The organism is Streptomyces sp. NPDC059037, assembly GCF_042740015.1.
Classification (GTDB): domain Bacteria; phylum Actinomycetota; class Actinomycetes; order Streptomycetales; family Streptomycetaceae; genus Streptomyces.
In genome coordinates this window covers 1-21,715 of the sequence record NZ_JBHYIG010000165.1, presented here as the reverse complement: position 1 = coordinate 21,715, position 21,715 = coordinate 1, and the positions used below count along the sequence as shown (strand labels likewise).

General features: G+C 71.8%; 21 protein-coding genes. 11 read left to right on the top strand and 10 right to left on the bottom strand.

Going from position 1 to position 21,715, the window contains the following annotated elements; all coding sequences use genetic code 11:
- Positions 1-436 precede the first annotated feature (436 nt).
- The gene (locus ACFWY6_RS28645) at positions 437-1,393 is read right to left on the bottom strand and encodes a DMT family transporter (RefSeq protein WP_384696135.1); all 957 of its coding nucleotides are present in this window, start codon (positions 1,391-1,393) and stop codon (positions 437-439) included.
- Between the two features lie 32 nt (positions 1,394-1,425).
- Positions 1,426-2,037, bottom strand: coding sequence for a TetR/AcrR family transcriptional regulator (locus tag ACFWY6_RS28640; protein ID WP_384696132.1), 612 nt, complete (start codon positions 2,035-2,037; stop codon positions 1,426-1,428).
- Between the two features lie 168 nt (positions 2,038-2,205).
- On the opposite strand from ACFWY6_RS28640, the gene ACFWY6_RS28635 reads away from it, so the two are divergent.
- The 5 genes from ACFWY6_RS28635 (at position 2,206) to ACFWY6_RS28615 (ending at position 7,378) form a co-directional block, all read left to right on the top strand.
- Positions 2,206-3,069: a class I SAM-dependent methyltransferase gene (locus tag ACFWY6_RS28635; protein WP_384696129.1), complete on the top strand. Its 864-nt coding sequence runs from the start codon at positions 2,206-2,208 to the stop codon at positions 3,067-3,069.
- Complete coding sequence (locus ACFWY6_RS28630; RefSeq protein ID WP_384696125.1) at positions 3,066-3,698, top strand: GNAT family N-acetyltransferase; 633 nt, start codon at positions 3,066-3,068, stop codon at positions 3,696-3,698. The genes ACFWY6_RS28635 and ACFWY6_RS28630 overlap by 4 nt, the downstream gene beginning before the upstream one ends.
- A 214-nt stretch (positions 3,699-3,912) precedes the next feature.
- Entirely contained in the window at positions 3,913-5,229 is a 1,317-nt protein-coding gene (locus tag ACFWY6_RS28625) for an MFS transporter (protein WP_384696138.1), read from the top strand.
- Positions 5,230-5,318: 89 nt separating this feature from the next.
- Positions 5,319-5,990 carry a response regulator gene (locus tag ACFWY6_RS28620; RefSeq protein ID WP_384696122.1) on the top strand — a complete coding sequence of 224 codons (672 nt, stop codon included), beginning with the start codon at positions 5,319-5,321 and terminating at the stop codon, positions 5,988-5,990.
- On the top strand, positions 5,990-7,378 hold the full coding sequence (locus ACFWY6_RS28615) for an ATP-binding protein (protein WP_384696119.1): 1,389 nt from the start codon (positions 5,990-5,992) through the stop codon (positions 7,376-7,378). Before ACFWY6_RS28620 ends, ACFWY6_RS28615 begins: the two co-directional genes overlap by 1 nt.
- Positions 7,379-7,654: 276 nt before the next feature.
- On the opposite strand, the gene ACFWY6_RS28610 is transcribed toward ACFWY6_RS28615, so the two are convergent.
- Genes ACFWY6_RS28610 through ACFWY6_RS28600 form a run of 3 tightly spaced genes read right to left on the bottom strand, consistent with a single transcriptional unit; the run spans position 7,655 to position 10,554 of the window.
- Positions 7,655-8,626 (bottom strand): TAXI family TRAP transporter solute-binding subunit, encoded by a 972-nt coding sequence (locus tag ACFWY6_RS28610; protein WP_384696116.1) that lies wholly within the window; start codon positions 8,624-8,626, stop codon positions 7,655-7,657.
- Positions 8,623-9,288, bottom strand: a complete 666-nt coding sequence (locus ACFWY6_RS28605; RefSeq protein ID WP_384696113.1) for a GntR family transcriptional regulator — start codon at positions 9,286-9,288, stop codon at positions 8,623-8,625. Before ACFWY6_RS28605 ends, ACFWY6_RS28610 begins: the two co-directional genes overlap by 4 nt.
- Positions 9,289-9,345: 57 nt before the next feature.
- Positions 9,346-10,554: a CaiB/BaiF CoA transferase family protein gene (locus ACFWY6_RS28600; RefSeq protein ID WP_384696110.1), complete on the bottom strand. Its 1,209-nt coding sequence runs from the start codon at positions 10,552-10,554 to the stop codon at positions 9,346-9,348.
- A gap of 185 nt (positions 10,555-10,739) precedes the next feature.
- On the opposite strand from ACFWY6_RS28600, the gene ACFWY6_RS28595 reads away from it, so the two are divergent.
- Positions 10,740-11,906 (top strand): acyl-CoA dehydrogenase family protein, encoded by a 1,167-nt coding sequence (locus ACFWY6_RS28595; protein WP_384696107.1) that lies wholly within the window; start codon positions 10,740-10,742, stop codon positions 11,904-11,906.
- A 102-nt stretch (positions 11,907-12,008) separates the two neighbouring features.
- Here the strand turns inward: ACFWY6_RS28595 and ACFWY6_RS28590 are convergent, their stop codons facing one another.
- Positions 12,009-12,590 (bottom strand): cupin domain-containing protein, encoded by a 582-nt coding sequence (locus ACFWY6_RS28590; protein WP_384696105.1) that lies wholly within the window; start codon positions 12,588-12,590, stop codon positions 12,009-12,011.
- 125 nt (positions 12,591-12,715) lie between these two features.
- Here ACFWY6_RS28590 and ACFWY6_RS28585 point away from each other — a divergent pair, with 125 nt between their 5' ends.
- Positions 12,716-13,213, top strand: coding sequence for a hypothetical protein (locus tag ACFWY6_RS28585; protein ID WP_384696102.1), 498 nt, complete (start codon positions 12,716-12,718; stop codon positions 13,211-13,213).
- A gap of 17 nt (positions 13,214-13,230) precedes the next feature.
- On the opposite strand, the gene ACFWY6_RS28580 is transcribed toward ACFWY6_RS28585, so the two are convergent.
- Together ACFWY6_RS28580 and ACFWY6_RS28575 are read right to left on the bottom strand one after the other, a co-directional pair.
- Positions 13,231-13,590 carry a zinc ribbon domain-containing protein YjdM gene (locus ACFWY6_RS28580; protein WP_384696099.1) on the bottom strand — a complete coding sequence of 120 codons (360 nt, stop codon included), beginning with the start codon at positions 13,588-13,590 and terminating at the stop codon, positions 13,231-13,233.
- A gap of 54 nt (positions 13,591-13,644) precedes the next feature.
- Positions 13,645-14,676 carry a saccharopine dehydrogenase NADP-binding domain-containing protein gene (locus tag ACFWY6_RS28575; protein WP_384696097.1) on the bottom strand — a complete coding sequence of 344 codons (1,032 nt, stop codon included), beginning with the start codon at positions 14,674-14,676 and terminating at the stop codon, positions 13,645-13,647.
- A gap of 96 nt (positions 14,677-14,772) precedes the next feature.
- On the opposite strand from ACFWY6_RS28575, the gene ACFWY6_RS28570 reads away from it, so the two are divergent.
- On the top strand, positions 14,773-15,726 hold the full coding sequence (locus ACFWY6_RS28570; RefSeq protein ID WP_384696094.1) for a GlxA family transcriptional regulator: 954 nt from the start codon (positions 14,773-14,775) through the stop codon (positions 15,724-15,726).
- Here the strand turns inward: ACFWY6_RS28570 and ACFWY6_RS28565 are convergent, their stop codons facing one another.
- Entirely contained in the window at positions 15,727-18,048 is a 2,322-nt protein-coding gene (locus ACFWY6_RS28565) for a LuxR C-terminal-related transcriptional regulator (protein ID WP_384696092.1), read from the bottom strand.
- A 486-nt stretch (positions 18,049-18,534) separates the two neighbouring features.
- Between ACFWY6_RS28565 and ACFWY6_RS28560 the strand changes: the two genes are divergently transcribed.
- Entirely contained in the window at positions 18,535-19,185 is a 651-nt protein-coding gene (locus tag ACFWY6_RS28560) for a class I SAM-dependent methyltransferase (protein ID WP_384696089.1), read from the top strand.
- Positions 19,186-19,271: 86 nt separating this feature from the next.
- Positions 19,272-20,036, top strand: coding sequence for a class I SAM-dependent methyltransferase (locus tag ACFWY6_RS28555; protein WP_384696086.1), 765 nt, complete (start codon positions 19,272-19,274; stop codon positions 20,034-20,036).
- 35 nt (positions 20,037-20,071) lie between these two features.
- On the opposite strand, the gene ACFWY6_RS28550 is transcribed toward ACFWY6_RS28555, so the two are convergent.
- Complete coding sequence (locus ACFWY6_RS28550) at positions 20,072-20,887, bottom strand: inositol monophosphatase family protein (protein WP_384696083.1); 816 nt, start codon at positions 20,885-20,887, stop codon at positions 20,072-20,074.
- A gap of 175 nt (positions 20,888-21,062) precedes the next feature.
- Here ACFWY6_RS28550 and ACFWY6_RS28545 point away from each other — a divergent pair.
- Positions 21,063-21,715, top strand: a 653-nt coding sequence (locus ACFWY6_RS28545; RefSeq protein ID WP_384696081.1) for an alpha/beta hydrolase family esterase, incomplete at its 3' end; no start/stop codon positions are given.

The window sequence follows — 21,715 nt, the reverse complement described above, 5'->3', positions numbered from 1 at the left end:
GACGTGGCGCGCTTCGACCCCGCCGCCGAACCCGCCGTGGGCGCCCCGCGGGGGGTGGGGGCGGCCGCCCGGGTCCAGCCACGGTCGGCCGGCGGGGCGTACAGCGCACAGGGGGTCGCGGCGGCCCCCCCCCGGGGCGGGGGGGTGTGTGTCGGGGGTGGCGCCACCCACCCCGCCCCCGCCCCCTACCGCGCGGGGGGCCCTCGGCGGGAGGCTGCGGAAGACGGGGGCGCTGGACGTACCGGGCGATGAGGACAAGAGACCGATCCCTTCCAGAGGCCGACGCCCGGTCCAACTGCACCTGATGAGGCGGCAGTTCACGGGCACGGCATGGGCAGTCAGAAACTTGCGGGACGCTGATCAGCTGACGCCCGTCATCGTGACGCAACCCGACCGCCGGCGTCCATGAAGAGGTTCGCCCCCGCCCCGAGGAACTTCAGGCCCCGGGGCGTACAAGGTCCTCTCGCGCCGCATCGTCTCCCGCGCCCTGACCCCGCCCCCGCCCTCGGCGGCGCCGGGTGGCGCCCGGCGGGCTGGTGAGGACGGCCAGGCAGGTGATGATCAGGGCGATGCCGGTCCAGCCGGTGGCGGGGAGGCGTTCGCCGACGACCAGGACGGCGAGTACGGCGGCGACGGCCGGTTCCAGGAGGGTCAGGGTGGTCGCCGTGCTGGCGGGCACATGTGCGAGGCCCCAGCCGAACAGGACGTACCCGGCGAACATGGGGACCAGCGCCATGTAGGTGCCCACGGCCGCGTTGGACCAGGAGCTGATGAGCGGCGCTCCGGTGGCAAGCAGGACGGGCAGGAGGAGCAGGCCGCCGAGGCCGAAGACGGAGCCCATCGCCGCGCGGGAGGGGATCTCACGGGTGATGAGGCGGTGCGCGGCCCAGGAGTAGAGGGCGTAGGTCGCGGCGGCGACCAGGCCGAGGCTCACGCCGAGCAGGGTGTCGGCCACCGATGACGGGCCCCCGCCGTCGGCGGCCTCGGCCACGCACAGCAGGACGGTGCCGAGCAGGCCGAGGGCCGCCGCCAGCATCCAGCGGCGCGTGAGCCGGCGGCGGTCCATGACGCGTTCGATCAGGGCCGACGCGAGGGGAGCGGTGCCGAGCGACACCACGGTGCCGACCGCGACCCCGGCCAGGTGCATGGAGCTGTAGAACGCCAGCGGATAGACGGCCACCGCGACCGCGCCGAGCAGGACCGTGCCGCGCTGGGCGCGAAGGCGGGCCGCGTGGCGGGCGATCTGAGACGCGGCGACGAGGGCCTGGAGGAGGCCGCCGAGGCCCATGGCGACGGCGCCGATGGCGAGCGGGCCCACGTCCGGCGCGAACGTCGCGGCCGTGCCCGTCGTGCCCCAGAGAACCGAGGCCGCAAGTACGCACAGTGCGCCCATCCCCGCGGGCTGGACTCGTCCGTCGGGCCGCTTCACATCCGTTCCAGGAGGGTGGCCGCCATGGCGCGGGCATGCTGGAGGCGGCCGCCGTCGCCTTCCAGGCCGGCCCGCGCCATCGCGCCCTCCAGCAGGAAGGCGAGGTGTTCGGCCGTCGCATGCGCAGCGTCCGGGCGCTCGGGCAGCAGCTCCTCCAGGTGGCCGGCGATCAGGCGCTCGACCTCCTCCTTGTGGGCGCGCACCACGGCCCGGCCGTCGTCGCCGGCCGGGAGTTCGGCGGCGGCGTTGAGCAGTCCGCAGCCGCGGAAGCCGTGCTCGTAGGCGAAGGCGGCGTGGTCGGCATAGGCGTCGAAGACCGCCAGCACGCCCTCGCGCGGGCCCTTGGCGCGCTCAAGCCGTGCCCGGTACAGGCCGAGCCACTCCTCGTGCCGGGCGTCCAGGTAGGCGCGGACCAGGTCGGCCTTGGAGGAGAAGTTGTTGTAGAGGCTCATCTTCGCCACGCCGGCCTCGGCCGTGATCGTGTCGATGCCGGTCGCCGCCACGCCGTCCGCGTAGAAGCGGCGGGCAGCGGTCGCGAGCAGCCGCTCGCGGGCCGGTCGCCGCCGCCCCCGTTCCGGCGTGGGCGTCCTCGCGTCGGTCTCGCTCATCACAGTCCAAACTAGGTAGGTAGGTCTACCTAGATTAGATGAAGGGCGGGAATCATGGAAGCGGGGCGGGATCGGCCTCCGCGGAGAATCCCACTGAATGAGTGATCTATCCGCGCAGAGGAGTGACGCTCCTTGCTGGGGCGCCGACCGGGTTGTGACCATCGCCCGATGGACGGACGGAAGCGGAATGCCGAGCTGGACGGCGTCGCAGAGACGACGCTATGGACGTTGCACCACCGCGCTCTGGCCGCGAGGAACCCTGGCTCGGCCCTGACGGACCCGAAGGCGATCGAGGTGATCGACGCCGTCGACTACCCCTTTGAACGGCGGTTCGGTACCGGCAACTGGGGCTTCGCGCAGGGGATGGCGGTACGGGCACGCTGTTACGACCGAGAGGTGCGCCGCTTTCTGAAGGACCACCCGGACGGCACGGTCGTCTCGCTCGGGGAGGGTCTGGAGACGCAGTTCTGGCGGGTGGACAACGGCAGGGTGCGCTGGCTCGGGGTCGACCTGCCCGAAGTCGCGGAGCTGCGGCGGCGGTTGCTGCCGGACGCGCCACGCCACCGCACGCTGCCCTGCTCGGCCACCGACTCGCGGTGGATGGACGAGGTCGACGCCTCGCGCGGGGTGCTGATCATCGCCCAGGGGATGCTGATGTATCTCCCGCTGGACGTGGTGCACCGGCTCATCGAGGCGTGCGCCGCCCGCTTCCCCGGGGCGGAGTTCGTCTTCGACACCCCGCCCGCCTGGATGGCCGCCCGCACCGCACGGGGGCGGTGGAAGTACCCCGCCGGATACCGGCCGCCGCCGATGCTCTGGGGGATGACTCCGGCGCATCGGCGGGGGCTCCACGCGGTGCATCCGAACATCGCCGCCGTACGAGCGGTTCGGGAGCCACGGGGGCGGGGTTTCCTCTGCGGGTGGCTGCTGCCGCTGGCCGGCCTTCTTCCCGCGATCCGCGCGCGAAAGCCGCTCTGGGTGACGCGCGTGTCTTTCGGTCTGACGGAACATCACCAAGGAGTCAACAGATGACGGATCGCCTGGCAACCGAGAAAGTCTGCGCGCCGCGAGCACCGAGCAGGGCCGTTCTCGTCGAAGGCGCCACGCTGCGGCTGCGGGAATTCCTGCCCGGCGATGTCGAAGGCGTACTCGGCATTTTCGGCGACCCGCGCACCACCCGTGAGTTCGGCATGCCGCCCTTTGAGCGCGCCGACGCCGCGGCGCTCGTCGAGCAGGCCAGGGCGGGCGCCGCGCGGACTCCTCGCACGCACTACCGGCTCGGCGTCAGCGAGATCGCCACGGGCGAGCTGATCGGCTCGGCGAAGCTGATCGTCGAGGACCAGTCGGGCGAGGGCGGCATGGTCCGCGTCGGCTACCGCAGCGCGGAGGTCGGTCTCGCGCTGCGCGCCGACCGGGTGAGCTTCGGCCACAGCGTCGAGATCGGCTTCCTGCTGGGCGTTCTCGGCTTCGACCGGCTCGGACTGCACCGCGTCTGGTCGGGGTTCATGCCGTCCAACATCGCCGCGCAGCGGGCCATCGAGAAGGCAGGCATGGTCCGCGAGGGAGTGCTGCGCCACTACGGCCACGTGGACGGCGTGTGGCACGACATCGTCCAGTACTCGATTCTCGAGGACGACTGGAAGGCCCTCTGCGGCCGGTGAGCGGCCGGTGAACCGCCGGGGCGAACGTTAGCCGCATGTTAGATCTCGGCCCCGGCCGTTGTCGGATGATCCTTCGCGCGGTGAACCTGCGGGGGCCTGCTGCTCTGCCTGCGGGCCGACATGCCCGCAACGTGTGAGGAGATGCCCGGTGACAACGTCACTTCCCGGCGCCGTCGACAGCCCGCCGCCACCCGCAAGGAGCCCCTGGAAGGCGCTGGTCGGCGGCTCGATCGGCAATCTGGTCGAGTGGTACGACTGGTTCGTCTACTCCAGCTTCGCCGTGTACTTCGCCTCGTCGTTCTTCCCCGAGGGAAACTCCACGGCGCAGCTCCTGAACACCATGGGCATCTTCGCCGTCGGGTTCCTGATGCGCCCGGTCGGCGGGTGGCTGCTCGGGCGGCTCGGCGACCGCAAGGGGCGCAAGGCGGCGCTGACCGCGACCGTGAGCCTGATGTCGGCGAGCGCACTCCTTATCGCGATCGCGCCGACGTATGACCAGGCCGGATATCTGGGCGTCGTGGTGCTGCTGCTCGCCCGGCTGCTGCAGGGGCTCTCGGTCGGCGGCGAGTACGCGGCCAGCGCCACCTATCTGACGGAGGCGTCGGCTCCGGGGCGGCGCGGCTTCGCTTCGAGCTTCCAGTACGTGTCGATGACGCTGGGCCAACTGTGCGGCCTGGCCCTGCAGATGGTGCTGCAGCGGACCATGGACCCGGACGCGCTCACCTCGTGGGGGTGGCGGATCCCGTTCTTCGTCGGCGCACTCGGCGCCGCGGTCGTCTTCTATCTGCGCCGCAATCTCCTGGAGACCGAGGCCTACGAGGAAGAGGAGGACGTGGCCACGGATCCTCGCGCCGGCCGCGGAACGTTGCGCGCACTGGCGCCCTACAAGCGGGAGTTGGTGCTGGTCCTCGCCCTGACGCTGGGCGGTTCGGTGTCGTACTACACGTACACCACGTATCTGACCAAATACCTGTCGAACACCGCGGGCCTTGCCAAGCAGGACGCCACGCTGGTGAGCTTCTGCGCGCTGACGGTGTTCATGTGTCTGCAGCCGCTGGGCGGCATGCTGTCGGACCGGATCGGGCGGCGTCCGCTGCTGATCGCCTTCGGCGCCGGATCGATGTTCGGGAGCGTGCCGCTGCTCTCCGCGCTCGGCGGCGTGGACGGCTTCTGGCAGGCCTTCGGGTTGATGTTGATCGCCCTGGTGATCGTCACCGGCTATACGTCGATCAACGCGGCCGTGAAGGCGGAGCTGTTCCCCACCCACATCCGCGCCCTTGGCGTGGCGCTGCCCTATGCGCTGGCGCAGGCGCTGTTCGGCGGCACGGCCGAGTACGTGGCGCTGTGGTTCAAGGACGCCGGTATCGAGTCGGGCTTCTACTGGTACGTGTCGGGCTGCGCCGCGGTGTCCTTCGTGGTGTACCTGGCGATGCGCGAGACGCGGGACATCGCGCTCAAGCGGTCGGAGCGCGAAGCCGCGGCAGGGGAGGGGAAGTCGGCGGATGTGGTCGCCCAGGTGGCCGGGCGATGACCCGGGTCACGGGCCGTAAGGCCTGATCAGGGGCGGCGTACCCTGTCCGGGGTCAAGGGGGCGGGGTACGCCGAATCGAGGAGTGACGGATGCAGGTGCTGCTCGTCGAGGACGACGACCGTCTTGCCGAGGTCCTGGGCCAGGCGATTGCGGCGCGGGGGCACCGCACGGTGCGTGCAGGGCGGGCCGACGACGCGCTGCGGCTGAAGCAGGGCATGGACTTCGTGCTGCTCGACCTCGGTCTTCCGGACCTGGACGGGCTGCAGCTGCTGCGCAGGCTGCGCAAGGTGTCCGCCGTACCCGTCATCGTGATCACCGCACGCTCGGACGAGGGCACGGTCCTCCAGGGACTGCGGTCGGGGGCCGACGACTACTTGGTCAAGCCGTTCCGCATCGAGGAACTCCTTGCCCGGATGGACGCGGTGATGCGCCGCACCGGACGGACCGGCTCAGGTCCCGCGCCCGCGCCGGAGACCGTCCGGGTCGGCGACGTGGCGGTCGACCTGCGCGCCCGGGAGGTGACCGTGGCCGGGCGGCCCGTCGCCCTGACCCGGCGCGAGTTCGACGTCCTGGCGCTGCTCGCCCGCGAGCCGGGTGTGGTGCGAGCGCGTGAGGAGATCCTGGACGCGGTGTGGGGCGACGCCTACTTGGCGGTGTCGCGGTCGCTCGACGTACACATAGCCGGGATCCGCGCCAAGACCGGCTGCCCGGGCCTGATCCGCACCCTGCGCGGCACCGGCTACCGCCTTGCCGAGGACTGATGCGCCGCCGCCTGCGCCTGACGTACGTCCTCCTGATCGGCGCGCTGCTCGGTGCCCTTGCCGTGCCGCTGGGCCTTGCCTACGCACAGCAGCGCACGCACCAACTGCTCCTGGACCGCCGCGCGGACGCCACCCACCTGGCCGGTCTCGCGGAACAGGCGGTACGGGAGGGCGGCCCGGCCGAAGCGGACCTGGCGGCGGAGGTCCGCAGGTACACCTGGCTCTACGACGCCGGGGCCGAGGTCAGGGACGCCACCGGAGCGGTCCTCGCTGCCGGCGGCGTCGGCGTCGGCGACGGCGCGCGCGACGCACGGCACGGAGCCCTTGCCGGGCGGACCACGGAACGACTGCCGCTGGTGACGCCGTTCGGGCCGCGACGCGTGACGGTGGCCGAACCCGCGGGCCGGGACGCCCAGGTCGTCGGTACGGTCCTGCTGGTCGCGCCGGCGGACGCGGCGCGCCGTGACGTCGCCCTGGTGTGGGCGGCGCTCGCCGCGGGCGCCGTCGCGATGTTCGCCGCGGCCTATGTGGCGGCGGGACGCCTGGCCCGGTGGACGCTGAGGCCGGTGGCGGAGCTGGACGCGGCGACGGAGGCGATCGCCGCGGGGCAGTTGCACGCGCGGGCGCCGGTCGGCGGCTCAGGGCCTTCGGAGCTGCGGCGCCTTGAGGAGCGGTTCAACGCGATGGCCGACATCGTGGCCGCGGTGGTGGAGCGGCAGCGGGCGTTCGTCGCGGATGCCTCGCACGAGCTGCGTACGCCGCTTGCCGTGCTGACGCTGCGGGTGGAGAACCTGCGGTCGGAGCTGACCGACCCCGGATCGCAGGACTACGAGCGCGCCCTCGACGAGATCGACCGGCTCAGCGCCCTGCTCGACGACCTCCTCGCCCTCGCCCAGGTGGAGAGCGGCACGCCCGCCGCGGTGGAACCCGTGGACGTGGTGGGCGAGGTGCGGCCGAGGCTCGATGCCTGGGCGGAGGTGGCCGAGGCGCGCGGGATCGGCTTCGCCGTCCGGCTGCCCGGGGAGCTGACCGCCCGCTGTGTGCCGCAGACCGCGGGACGTGTCCTGGACGTCGCGGTCGACAACGCGCTGAAGTTCACCCCGGAGGGCGGGCGGGTCGAGGTGAGCCTGGCCGAGGCCGCGGGGGAGGTGGTGCTGCGCGTCGCCGACGACGGACCGGGGCTGCCGCCCGATGAACTCGCCGTGGCCAGGGACCGGTTCTGGCGCTCCCCCCGGCACTCCAACGTCGACGGCAGCGGGCTCGGCCTCGCCCTCGCCGATGAGCTGGCGCGCGCGAGCGGCGGCAGCCTGGACCTGCTGCCGCGGGAGCCGCACGGTTTGGTGACGCGGCTGAGGCTGCCGCTTCAGCCGTCGGGGGCGCGTCAGTAGCGGTTGGGTCTGCCGCTTCAGCCGTGGGCGGCACGTCAGTAGCGGTTGGGTCTGTCGGTTCAGCGGTGGGTGGCGCGGTGGTAGTGGTGCGCTTGTCGGTTCAGTGGTGGGTGGCGCGTAGTAGCGGCTGCGCATCCCGCTTCAGCTGTGGGCGGCGCGTCCGTGGCGGTTGGGTCTGCCGCTTCAGTCGTGGGCGGCGCGTCCGCAGTGGTTGCTCCTGCCCCTTCAGTCGTGGGCGGCGCGTAGTCGCGTGCGCCAACAGCGGCTGCGCCCCCCTCAGCCGTAAGCCCCCCGGTAGTAAGCCACCGCCCCCGGGTGCAGCGGCACGCTGCCGGTCCCGATCGCGTACCGCTCGTCGAGATAGCCGCCCGGCACCTCGGGGCCCGGCAGCTGCTCCCTGGCCTCGAACATCACCCGGGTCACCGCCTCCGCCACCTGCGCGGGGAGGTCACGGCGGGCCACCAGATAGCTGGGGACGCCCACCGTGGGCACCGCGTGCGGCACTCCGTAGGTGCCGGCCGGCACCTCCACCGGGACGTAGGGCGCACCATGGCGTTCGCGCAGGGCCGACGCCTGGCGGTCGAGCGGCAGCAGACGCACCGGTGTCCCGGCCGTGAGGCGGGTGATCGCCGCCGTGGGGATGGTGCCGCACCAGAAGAGGGCCGCGACGTCGCCGCGCGCCAGCGCCCGCGTGGACGCGTCGAGATCGAGCCGCACCTCCCGCACCGGGCGGGACAGGCGGGCGGCGAGCACCCGTTCGGCGACCACGGCGGTGCCCGATCCCGCCGCGCCCACGGCGACCCGGCGGCCGGCCAGGTCCGTCAGGCTCCGCGGAGTGGAGTCGGCGGGGACGGCGAGGTGGAGGTAGTTGAGGTAGATCCGGGCCAGTGCCCGTACGGGGACGGGGGTCCGGAAGCCGCCCGCGCCGGCCCGCGCGTCCGCGGCGGTGTCCCCGAGGGACAGGGCGAGATCGGCGTCGCCCGTCGCGAGGAGACGCAGGTTCGCCACGCTGGCCGAGGTGTGCAGGACACGGGCCCTCAGCCCCGGCTCCCGGGCGCCGAGCTCGCGGGCGAGACGCTCCCCGAACCGGGCGAAGGGGCCGCCCCGCGCACCTGTCGCCAGGGTGAGACGCGCCGTCGGTCCTTCGGACCCGCCCGGCGGGCATCCGGATGCGGCGGCGAGCAACGGGAGGGCGGCCGCGGTGGCGCCCAGGACGGCCCGCCGGCCGGGACCCGGGGCCGGTGTCACTGCGCCTCGAGGATCTCGCGCAGGGTGTCGACGGCGTGCGCGCGGTGCTCGTCGAGGTGCCGGACGGCGGTCTCGACGTCACCGGCCCGCAGCGCCTCGACGATCGCGCGGTGCTCGTGGACGACACGCTCACGGTTGGGCGATGCCACGTAGTAGAGCGAGCGGTAGGCGTCCGTCGCGTCCCACAGCGTGGAGATCAGCCGGATCAGCCGGGGCATGCAGGACGCCTCGATGAGGGCGAAGTGGAAGCGCCGGTTGGCGGCGGCCATCGCGCTGACGTCGCCGGCCTCGCTCGCCTCCTCCACGGCGCGCTCGGCCTCGTCGAGCGTGGCGAGGAGCGCGGGGGAGAGCCGGGTGCAGGCCTCGCGGACGGCCTCGGCCTCGAGGAGTTCGCGGATGCGGTACACCTCGCGCAGGTCGTCGAGGGACAACTCCGTGACGAAATAGCCGCGATGCACCCGGTGGACGACCATGCCTTCGCCCTCGAGGATCTTCAGCGCCTCCCGCAGCGGCACCCGGCTCACCTCAAGCCGTTCGGCGAGCGCGTCCTGCCGGATCGCGGTGCCCGGTTTCAGCTCGCCGCTGGTGATGGCGCGCCGCAGTTCGTCCAGGACGAACTGCTGGGCGGTCGGTGGCCGCCGCCGCTGTGCCGTGCTGCTCATCACCCGTCACCTCTTCGTTTCCGGCGCCCGGTACTCGGTCACGCCGCGTCCATCTTCCTACCCGGCCGCATCCGGTGCGTCCGCGGCCCCGGCCTGCTTGAGGCCGAGCTCGGCGAGGAGCGCCGCGGTGTCCTCCCCGAGGCGCGGTGGCGCGGTGCGGTAGGCGGCGGGCGTGGCGCCGAGCCGGATGGGGTTGGCCACCTGGGCGGCGGGTGTTTCCCGGCGCGGGTCGTCGATCGCGGTCTGCGGGTCGAGCCCCAGGCGCTCGGCCAGTTCGAAGGCCGCGGCCATGTCGTTGATCGGGCCGCAGGGCACCCCCGCCGCGGTCAGGTCCTCGAACCAGTCGTCCGCCGTCCGCGCGGACAGCGCCGCGGCGAGCTCGGGCAGGAGCTCCTCCCGGTGGGCGACCCGCGCGCTGTTCGTCGCGAAGCGCTCGTCATCCGCGAGGTCCGCCCGGCCGATACTCGTGCACAGAGTGCCGAACTGCCGGTCGTTGCCGACCGCGAGGACCAGCGGCCGGTCCTTCGCCGCGATCACTTCGTACGGGACGATGCTCGGGTGCCGATTGCCCATGGCCTGCGGCACCACCCCCGCACCGACGTACGCCGAGGACTGATTGGTCAGCGCCGACAGGAGTGACGACAGCAGGGACACCTCCACCTTCTGGCCGGCGCCGGTGCGCTCGCGGTGCCGCAGCGCGGCGAGGATGCCCATCCCGGCGTGCAGGCCGGTGATCACGTCCACCAGGGCCACGCCCGCCTTCGTGCCCTGCCCGCCGGGCTCCCCGGTGACGCTCATCAGGCCGCCCATGGCCTGGACGAGGAGGTCGTAGCCGGGCAGCCGGGCGCCGGCGTCGGTGCCGAACCCGGTCACCGAGCAGTACACCAGGCCGGGATTGAGGGCCCGCATCTCCTCGTATCCGAGGCCGAGGCGGTCCATCGTGCCGGGCCGGAAGTTCTCCACGACGACGTCCGCGCGGGCCACGATCGCGCGGGCCGCCTCCTGGCCCGACTGCTGCCCCAGGTCGAGCGTGACCGAGCGCTTGTTGCGGTTGACGCCGAGGAAGTACGTGGCCTCGCCGTCGGCGAAGGGCGGGCCCCAGGCCCGGGTGTCGTCCCCCGTGCCCGGCCGCTCGATCTTGATCACCTCGGCGCCGAGATCGGCGAGGAGCATGGTCATGTACGGCGCCGCGAGCACCCGCCCGAAGTCGGCGACGACGATCCCTGACAGCGCCCCCTGGGGGGCGGGGCTGAACTGGCCCGGCATGGCGGCTCCCTTCCTGGCCCGTGAATCCCTGGCCCATGAACCTACGCACGGGGAAGCGGATAATCAATACTGGATCCAAAATCCGATCTAGGGCTAGCCTATGCCCGACCGACCCCGCACACCAGGACCCGCACACCCCGATCCGCACACCCCGACCCCGCACACCCCGATCCGGAGGCCGCCCCATGCGCACCCACCCCTTCGACCTCTTCGCCATCGACGACCTGCTCACCGATGAGGAGCGCGAGATCCAGCGCACCGTCCGCACCATGGGCGAGCGCGAACTGCGCCCGCAGGTCGCGCAGTGGTTCGAGGACGGCGCCATACCCGCCCGTGAACTCGCCCGCGAACTGGGCAAGTTGGGGGTCCTCGGCATGCACCTGGAGGGCTACGGCTGCGCCGGCACCGGCGCCCTGTCCTACGGCCTCGCCTGCCTCGAACTGGAAGCCGTCGACTCCGGACTGCGCAGCCTGGTGTCCGTCCAGGGCTCCCTCGCGATGTACGCGATCTGGAAGTACGGCTCCGAGGAGCACAAGCAGGAATGGCTGCCCGGGATGGCCGCGGGCGAGAAGATCGGCTGCTTCGGCCTGACCGAGCCCGACGCAGGATCGGACCCCGGCTCCATGCGTACGACGGCCCGGCGCGACGGCTCCGACTGGATCCTCGACGGCACCAAGATGTGGATCACCAACGGCTCGGTGGCCGACGTCGCCGTCGTCTGGGCCCGCACCGACGAGGGCGTACGCGGCTTCGTCGTCCCCACCGGCACCCCCGGCTTCTCCGCCCCCGAGATCAAGCGGAAGCTGTCGCTGCGCGCGAGCGTCACCAGCGAGCTCGTGCTCGAAGACGTCCGCCTGCCCGCCGAGGCCATGCTGCCGTCCGCGCGCGGGCTCTCCGGACCGCTCGGCTGCCTGAACGAAGCCCGCTTCGGCATCGTCTTCGGTGCCATCGGCGCCGCCCGCGACTGCCTGGAGACGGCGATCTCCTACGTCGGCGACCGCACCGTCTTCGGCCGGGCCCTGGCCTCCTACCAGCTCACCCAGCAGAAGCTCGCCGACATGACGCTCGAACTGGGCAAGGGCATGCTGCTCGCGCTGCGACTCGGCCGCCTCAAGGACGAGGGGCGGCTGACGCCCGAGCAGATCAGCCTCGGCAAGCTCAACAACGTACGCGAAGCCATCGCGATCGCCCGTGAGTGCCGCACCCTGCTCGGGGCCAACGGCATCACCCTCGAATATCCGGTGATCCGCCACGCCAACAACCTCGAGTCGGTCCTCACCTACGAGGGCACCAGCGAGGTCCACACCCTGGTCATCGGCAAGGCCCTCACGGGTGAGGGCGCCTTCCGCTGATCTGTCACACACGGATCCGCAGCATGTGCCGGCCGTTGCCGAGGCGCGGGCTGGCCGACGGTGGTCCGACCCGGCATCACCTGGTCGGGCACCGGCTCATGGTCAGGGAGAGTGCGGGCGGTCGACGCCGGCGGCGCCGGGCTCGCCGCCCAGGACGTACAGCTCCGGCAGGTTGACCACGACGGCCTCCTGCGTGCTGCGGGCGATGACCACGACCGCCTCTTCGTCGGGGCTGGGGTTCTCCTCGCGGTGCGGTACGTACGGGGGGACGAAGACGTAGTCGCCCGGTGCCGTGCGGATCCGGATCTCCTGCGGGGTTCCGCCGGAGTCGTCGAGGAAGACGAACTCCGGGTGGCCCTTGATGACATGGATGGCGGTCTCGGACGCGCCGTGATGGTGATTGGAGGAGGCGGTGTTCGGGGCGACGTGCGTCTGGCCCATCCAGATGTGCTCCGAACCGACGCTCCGCCCGCTGATCGCGGCGAACCGCCGCATGCCGCCCGTCTGCGCGGTCTCTCCGTCCAGGGCGTCGGCGCGGATGTGATGCACGCGGGAGTTGAGCCGTGGCGCTCCGGCCTCATGGTCGGGGAGGTCGGGGAGGTCGGGGAGGTCGGGGTGGAAGGCGTCACGAGGAGCGGCGGCCGACTCGTCGTCGGAGGGCGAGTGCGCGGTGTTCGGGGCCATCGGAGCATCCTGCCACCGCGGAGCATCCTCTGTGCCCCACCTCACTTTCCGCCGCGTATACGCCACCGTACAAACGGGCTATCGTCGCCTTATACGCATCCGTACAAGTGAACGGAGACCGCGAGATGACAGTCGCCTTCGATGAACGCGAACGCAAGGTCGATGGTGCCGTGGGGGTGCACCGTCTCCCCGAGTCCTTCCGCGCACTGAGTTCGTTGTCGGTCATCGATTACGTCGACCGCTTCGCCGTCGCCACGGATGTCGTCGCCTCGCCGGAGCAGTGGGCCCGTGCCATGTTCGGTGACGTCCCCAGCCCCGCCGAGCGGTTCATCTGGCGCGGTCTGCTCGGGATCCGGCTCAGCCGGGGGCGATCGCCGCAGACCGTGGCCGGCTGGCGGATCGCCGGACGCGGTGAGGACTGGATACGGCTCGAGGCCGCCTCCTGGTTTCTGACCGGCAATCTTGTCGTGCGGGCGGCCGACGGGCGGGTGTCGCTTGGCACGTTCCTGCGTTACGACCGGTGGTTGGGTCGACTGCTGTGGCCCCCGCTGTCCGCCGTCCACCGCCGACTGGTACCTGGCGTGCTGCGCGACGCGGAGGCGAAGGTACGAACCGTGCGCTGAGGCGATGAAGCGGGCCCCTACGCCTTCTTGACCACGCTGGACTTGAGCTGCATGGGGCCGAATCCATCGATCTTGCAGTCGATGTCGTGGCCGTCGACGCCGTCCGCCACGAGGCGGATGTTGCGGACCTTGGTGCCCGCCTTGATCCCGGCCGGGCTGCCCTTGACCTTCAGGGTCTTGACCACGGTCACCGTGTCGCCGTCGGCGAGCACATTGCCGACCGAGTCCTTGATGACGGCGGGCGCACCGCCGGCGTCGGGGGTCTCGGCGGTTGCCGGGGACCACTCGTGCCCGCACTCCGGGCAGACCAGCAGTGCGCCCATCTCATAGGTGTAGGCGCCGGCGCACTCGGGGCAGGGGGGAAGGTTCTCGCTCACGGCAGCAGTCTAGGTGCTGACCAGGCAAGATGCCGCGGCGGCCGGTCCTGCCGGTCAGTGCGGAAGCTCGAACGACAGGTACGGGTGCAGCGCCCGCAGGAAGTCCGCCGCGTCGAACATCGCGCCGGCCGACGCAACTCCCGTGGTGCGGGTCTGCCCGGCCAGGATGCGCCGCACGGCCTCCACCGCCAGGGGAGCGGTGACGGCGTAGATGTCCTGGCCGCGGGCCGTGGCGCGCCGTTCGACGCCGTCGGCGCGGACGATGACGTCGACGACGAACGTCTGGTCCGAACGGCCCAGGTCGTCGACCGCCTCCGGCGCCGGTGTGTCCTCGTCGGCCAGGTCGCGCGCGGCGTCGGCGGCCATGTACGTGCGGACTTCGGGTACGGCCACGTGGCTGGGGACGGTGACGACATCGGCCATGGTGAACTCCGCGAGCACCGTGCGCCGGCCCAGCGGCTCGGGGAAGTCCCAGTCCTGCTCCGACAGCTTGTCGTCGTGGAACCGCAGCTCCCCGCCCGCGAACCGCAGCCGACGGCCCCCGCGACGGTCGTGGGACACCTCGCCCGCGGCCCGGGTGCCCGCCGTCGGTTGCCAGCTGGTCAACCCGTACGCGACATGCGCCTCGTCGGCTGCGGTCCACTCGCCCATCGCCGCGGTCACCAACAGATCGCCGAGGCCGCCGAAGAAGGCCATCGCGGGCACCACGGGCACGTCGGCCTTCCGGGCCGCTGCCGCGTGATCGGCGAACATCGCGACGTTCGCCTCGATCTCCGCCGCGACATCGACGTACGGGATCCCCGCGCGCAGCGCCGCCTCGACGACCGGGCCTCCCGTCACCGCGAACGGTCCCGCGCAGTTGATGACCGCCGCCGCTCCGGCGAGGGCCCGGTCCAGCGAGCCCGCGTCGTCCACGGTGGCCGGCCGCACCTCCACATCCGCGAACTCGGCGGCCAGCACCTTCAGTTGGTCCGCATTGCGGCCGGAGACGATCGTTCCGAAGCCGCGTCTGCGCAGTTCGGCGACGATGAAGCGACCCGTGTGCCCGGTCGCGCCGTAGACCACAACTGCTCCTGCTGTACCCATGGTTCCCCGCTCTCGATGTGCTGCTGGGTCCAGTGTTGCCGCCGATGCGGCCCGACCGTGATGGTCCGGAACGACAACACCCGTACACTTTCGGACATGCCCACTGTCGCGCTGCCGGCCGCCGGTCACCTGCTGCACTTCGAACTGGCGGTGGCCTACGAGATCTTCGGCAACCCTCCGCGCGAAGCCACCCGGGGCTGGTACGACGTACTGCTCTGCGGGCCGGGACCGGTGCGGGTCGGCCCGTTCACGGTGGAGCCCGACCACGGGCTCGACCGGCTGGCCGATGCCGACACCGTGATCGTGCCCGCCTGCGCCGACATCGGCGATCCGCTCCCGGCGGAGCTCGTCGACGCCGTGCGGGCGGCGCACGAGGCGGGTGCCCGGGTCGCCTCCCTGTGCACCGGGGCGTTCGTGCTCGGCGCCGCGGGCCTGCTGGACGGCCGACGGGCCACCACCCACTGGGCTCATGCCGCGGAGCTGAGCGCACGCCATCCGCGCGCCCTGGTCGACCCGGACGTGCTGTACACGGACAACGGCAGCGTCCTCACGGCCGCGGGCAAGGCCGCCGCCGTCGATCTCTGCCTCCATCTGGTCCACATCGACCACGGCGCCGCCGTCGCCAACGCCGTCGCCCGCCGCCTCGTCGTGCCGCCCCATCGGCCCGGCGGGCAGGCCCAGTTCGTGTCCACGCCCGTGCAGGCCACGGGCGATCACACGCTGTCCCACCTGCTCGCCTGGGTGCAGCAGCGCCTCGACAAACCGCTGACCGTGACCGACATGGCGCGGAAGGCCAACACGAGCCCGCGCCATCTCGGGCGGCAGTTCCGGTCGGTGATCGGGCAGACGCCGCTCCAGTGGCTCCTGACCCAACGCGTCCGCCGCGCCCAGGAGTTGCTGGAAGCCACCGACGACAGCATCGAGGCGATCGCGCTGGCCACGGGCATGGGCACCGCCACGACCCTGCGGCGCCAGTTCAAAAGGGTCGTCGGGGTTCCGCCGCAGATCTACCGGCGCTCGTTCCGCAGCGTCAGGCCTCCAGGCCCGTGATCACGTCTCCAGGCCCGTGATCTGCGTCCGCGATGTGAGCCCCAGCTTGCTGAGGATGTGCTCCACGTGGGCGTCCGCGGTCCGCTTGGAGATGACGAGCCGTTCGGCGATCTGCCGGTTCGTCAGTCCCTCCGCGACCAGCGCCGCCACCTCCCGCTCCCGGGTCGTGAGGCTGCCCGGCTGTGCGGTGGCGCGGTGCCGTGCCCGTGGGACCGGTGCGGAGCTCCGGCCCGCAGGCGGCTCGGCCTCGGCGCGCGGCGCGGGCTCGGGGAGCGCGTCCGTGTCCTCGGCCACATGCGTCACCGACTCCGCGAGGCTCAGTCCGGCACCGCGCTCGTGCTGGGCCGCGTACGCCGAATCTCCCAGCGCGGCCCGCGCCTTGGCGACGGCCGTGTCGTGTTCAACGTGCAAGTTGGCCACGTTGAACAGCCGCACGCCGCCGATCCTGACCCAGATCGCCTCGGCACTCCCAAGGAGCCAGGCGGCACGCTCGTCGCGTCCCGCGCGCGCCGCGGACCAGGCGAGCAGTTCCAACGCGATGGCCGCGCCGAGCCGGTCGTCCACGGTCTGCTTCAGGGCCAGTGCCTCGCGGCCGAGTCTGTCCCGTTCCTCGGCCCGGGAGTCGTCCTGCGAGAGCCACAGCGCCAACTGCCGGTAGAGCAGGCAGTAGCTGCGGGTCCAGCACTCGCCGGGGGCCGCCTCCAGTGCCCGCAGTCCCTCGCCGGACACCTCCCAGGCGTGCCCGACATCGCCGACGAGGGCCGCGCCGAACGTCTGGATGAAGCAGGTGATGGCGAGACCGTCGCCGTCGCCCAGCTTCCGGAAGGCGTGGCGGGCCGCGTCGAAGTCGCGATGCGCCTCGTCCAGGCGTCCGCGGAACTGGGCCAGGCAGCCGCGGAACTCGACGGCGTACGCCGCACCGCGCGCGTCGCCCATCCGCTCGGCCATGGCCAGTGACTCCAGGACGTACGGCTCGGACTCGTCGTGCCAGCCCAGGACCATCAGGATCCAGGCGAGGCGGTGCAGGCCCTCGACCCGCTCGGGGCAGTCGGACTCCACCGAGGCCAGGCCGGACTTGATCCAGCGGGAGCCCTCGCGCAGCCGCCCCGTCATGATCCAGTGGGTCCACAGCCGGGTGGCCAGGTCGAGGCCGCGCCGCGCGAGTTCGGGGTCGTCGTGGCCGGTCCCGTACTCCAGGGCGACCCGGAAGTTCTGCAGGCAGCGGGCGATGGCCGTCAGCTGCGCTGGCTGGCGGTCGCTGTGAAATGGGCGGTCGGCGCGCTCCGCGAACGCGGCGAAGTACTCCAAGTGCGCCCGGCGGTAGGTCTCTTGCTCGCCGCTCTCCGTCATCTGTTCGGCACCGTACTCGCGCAGGGTGTCGAGCAGTCGATAGCGCGCCTCGTCCGATTCGACGCGCAGCACCACCGACTTGTCGACCAGACCGATGAGCTGCTCGAGCACGGCCTCGGCGGGCAGTTCGCCGCCCCCGCACACGGCCTCGGCCGCCTCGGCGTCGAAATCCCCGGCGAACACCGACAGCCTGCGCCACAGCGTCCGTTCCTGCGGGGTGCACAGGTCATGGCTCCAGTCGATGGTGTCCCGCAGCGTCCGGTGCCGGTGCACCGCGCCGCGGCGGCCGCCGGTCAGCGCCTGGAACCGGTGCTCGAGCCGGGCGGCGAGATCACCCAGTGGGAGCACCCGCAGCCGGACCACGGCCAGTTCGATGGCCAGCGGAATCCCGTCGAGCCTGCGGCAGACGGAGGTCACGGCGGCGCGATTGGCCTCGGTGACGGCGAACCCGGGCACGACGGCGGCGGCCCGCTCCCCGAACAACTGCACCGCCTCGCGGTCACACGGCAGCGGCGTGATCGGGTAGGCGAACTCGCCCGGCACATCGAGCGGTTGGCGGCTGGTGGTCAGGACCGTGACCTCGGGTGCCATGCGCAGGATCAGGTCGGCGAGCATCGCGCAGGCGTCCACCAGGTGTTCGCAGGTGTCCAGGACGAGCAGCAGCCGCTTGCCGGCGAGATACGCGACCACGAGGTCCACCGGGTCACGGTCCCCCTGCTCGGAGAGCCCGAGCGCCGCGGCCACCGTGTGCGGCAGCAGCACCGGGTCGTGCAGGGACGACAGCTCGACGAAGCAGGCACCGTCGGCGAAGCGCGGCAGCGCGGTACGGGCGGTGCGCAGCGCGAGCCGTGTCTTTCCCACCCCGCCGGGCCCGATGAGCGACACCAGCCGGGCCTTGTCCACCAGCGCGCCGACCTCGCGCAGCTCGCGCTCGCGTCCGATGAAGCCCGTGACTTCGAGGGGCAGCCCCACGACATGCTCTGTGACATGTCCCCACCGCATTGTGTGTGCCCGCTTTCGCCCGCCGTGCGCCTGACTGGGAGTTCCCACGCTACGCGCCGTTACGCACCCTGCGGTGCTGTTCCGACCACTCTCCGCAGTTGTCACCGCGAAGCTGGCGAGGACGAATGGATCGAGACACCCGACGTGGCTGGAACATGTGCTTCCGTACGGTGAGTGCCTCGGGTTCCGTGGTCAGGGCGCCGCGGAGGCGCGGGCGGGGAGGGGAGCGGCCACGGCGGCTTCCGCGTGCGGCCGCCGCCACGGCATCCCCAACGCCCGCACCGGCCTGCGGTGCCGCCGACTCCTCGTGGATCACACGCCGCGACGACACCTCGAACGTACGACCGCGGGATTCTTGTACCGAAATGCGGCGACAAGGCACTGACCCGGGCGGAGTTGTCACGCGAGGGGGGCGGCCATCGGCCCGGTCGGGCAGGCCCCCTAGGATCCGCGCTTGTGACTCAACCTTCCTCCTACCTCAGCGCGACAGCGGACGCCTACGACGCCATGGCCTTGATCTACGCGGAGTTCGCCCGCAACTCGCTGGACGCTCTTCCGCTGGATCGCGCGGTGCTCGCCGCGTTCGCCGACCTCGTGCGGAGCACCGATGCGGGGCTCGTCGCCGAGTTGGGCTGCGGCCCGGGACAGACGACCGCTCACCTGCGGGACCTGGGGCTCGATGTCTTCGGCGTCGACCTCTCGCCGGTGATGATCGACCTCGCCCGCGCGGCCTACCGGGACCTGCGCTTCGAGGTCGGTTCCATGGACGCCCTGGACCTGGCCGACGGCGGTCTTGGCGGCATCGTGTCCTGGTACTCGGTCATTCACACCCCGCCGCAGGAACTGCCCCCGTACTTTGCCGAGTTCCAGCGGGTGCTCGCACCCGGAGGGCATCTCCTGCTCGGCTTCTTCGAGTCGGAGGGGGAGCCGGTCACGCCGTTCGACCACAAGGTGGCGACTGCCTACCGGTGGCCGATCGATGAGCTCGCGGGGCTTGCCGGCACGGCCGGATTCGTCGAGGTCGGCCGGATGTTGCGTGAGCCGGGGGAGGGGGAGCGGTTCCGCCGGGGGCATCTGCTGATGCGTAAGGCTGACGCGCAGGGCTGAGGCGTAAGGCTGAGGCCCAAGGCTGCGCGTACTTGAACGCGCGGGCGGTCTTGCCCTGCGGTGTCAGAGCCGTAAGCATGATCGGCATGGGCAGGGTCTATGACGATGAGCGGCTGGCGGGCGTATATCAGGGCGGCAATGAGATGCCCGATGCGTCTCTCCACGACTGGACACACTTGATCGGTTCCTTCGTGGGCCGGCCGTCGCCTGCGGTGGTGGATATCGGGGCGGGCACGGGCATGTTCTGCGCTTCGATGGCGCGGCGGCTCGACCCCTCGCGCGTGGTCGGGGTCGACGCCTCCGTGCCCATGCTCGCTGAAGCTCAGCGGCACAACTCCCATGCCGCGGTTCAGTACTTGGCCGGAACCGCCGAAGCCGTGCCCACCCGCTCCGACCTGTTCGACCTGGCCCTGCTGTCGCGTGTGATCCACCATCTGCCGGACCGCGTCCGGGTCGCCCACGAGCTGGCCCGTATTCTCCGGCCCGGCGGAACGACCGTCATCCGCACGACATTTCGCGAGCGGCTCGACGCCCTGGTCTACGACTACTGGCCCGGCCTCCGCGAGTTGGACGAGCAGCGCTTTCCCTCCAGGTCCGATGTGCTCGAGGATTTCGCCCTGGCCGGCTTCACGGTCCGGACCGTCATCTCCTTCGCCCGCCCCGTCACCACCAGTCTTCGCGACTACCACGCCCGCATGGCCTCGCAGCCCCAGTCGAAGTTCGCCCGGCTCACCGCCGCGGAGTTCGAGGAGGGGCTCGGGCGGCTGCGGGCCGACGCCGAGAACGAGCCGACGACCCGACCGGTTCCTGTGCGGGAGCGGTACGACGTGGCCGTGCTGTCCCTCGCCTGAGCACGGGCAACGGGCAACGGGCGACTGCCGCCGAGCTAGCGATCCGACGGATCCTGGCGGCCGATCATGTCCAGGAGCGCGGCATGGGTCTGCCGGTCGGCTGCCACGATCAGGCCGCCCGCGCCCGTGTGCAGCGGCTGGCCCTGGATGCCGGTCACCGTGCAGCCGGCGGCTCGGCACAGGGCGATGCCGGCGGAGAAGTGCACGCTGTCGCGGAGATGTCCGTCGGTGATGTAGGCGGCCCGGCGGCCGGCCGCGACCCAGGCCACCGCCAGCGTGGTGGAGACGACGCGGGGCCGGAACCCCTGGACGAAGTCCGGGTCGGCGAGCAGCCGAACCGCCCTAAAGGAAGGGGCGTTCGGGAACGGCGGGTCCAGGTTGACGTCCACAAGGCGGGAATCGGGGGAGGGCGCCAGTTCCTCGTCCACGCCACCGCGGCGCAGGCAGGCGCGTTCCCCGTCGGTCCAGAACACCTCTTCGGTGAACGGATCGGCTGACGCGGCGGCCGTGATGTCCGTTCCCACGCGCAGGGCGACGTTCACCGCGACCAGCATGGTGTGCGCGGCGTAGTTGAGCGTGCCGCACAGGGGATCGACCAGCCATCGGCGCGCCGCGTCGCCCGCGCCCTGCCGGCCGCCCTCCTCGCCGGTGACGGCATCATCGGGCCTTGCGGTACGCAGGACGTCGCAGATGGCCTTCTCCGCCGCGAGGTCCGCGGCCGTCGCGAAGTCGCCGGCCGTCTTCTCGAACCGGGGCAGCGAATCCCCGTACATACTGCGTACGACAGCGGCTCCGGCTTGGGCCGCCGCCACCGCCAGTTCGGCATCTGATTCCGTCTTCAGTGTCAGCACGGTCGCACAGTAGTCAAGGAAGACGCTCACGACTTCACCCGGCCTGCCGCTTGTGATGGCGCAACAGGGCGAACACCCCTTGCGTACACGGTGGTTGTGGCGTCCGTCGCCATGTCGCGGCGACTGGGCCGCCTCTTAGGGTGACCGGCACCTCGGCTGCCCCTAGGAGGCTTCCATGCCGGATGACGGAATCGCCCAACCCCCCACCCCTACAGCCCTGTTGTCCCATCACGCGGCACCGTTCAGACGCCGGCTGCGCAGGATCGGACTGGCCGCCGCAGCTCTCGCGCTCGCCGCTGGGGCCTCCCTCTTCGCCCCGGCGCCCCAGGCCCGCGCGGCAGTAGCCCTGGAGCGGGTGACCGACTTCGGGGCCAACCCGGGCGGCTTGAACATGTACGTGTACCGGCCGCAGTCGCTGCCCGCCCATCCGGCGGTCGTGGTGGCCCTGCACGGCTGCACGCAGAGCGCCCAGGTCTATGCCGACAACTCGGGGCTGACCAAGTTCGCCGATCAGTACGGGTTCCTGCTGGTCTTCGCCGAGACGACCTCGTCGAACAACATCAACAAGTGCTTCAACTGGTTCCAGGCCGGGGACACACAGCGCGGTCAGGGCGAGGTCGCGTCGATCCGGCAGATGGTCGCCAAGGCCGGATCCTCCTACGGTGGCGATCCTGCCCGAACGTACGTGACGGGCCTCTCGGCGGGCGGTGCGATGACCGCGGCCATGCTCGCCACCTACCCGGACGTCTTCCAGGCCGGGGCGGTGGTCGCCGGGCTGCCCTACCGTTGCGCCACCGACGTCGTCTCCGCGTACACCTGTATGAACCC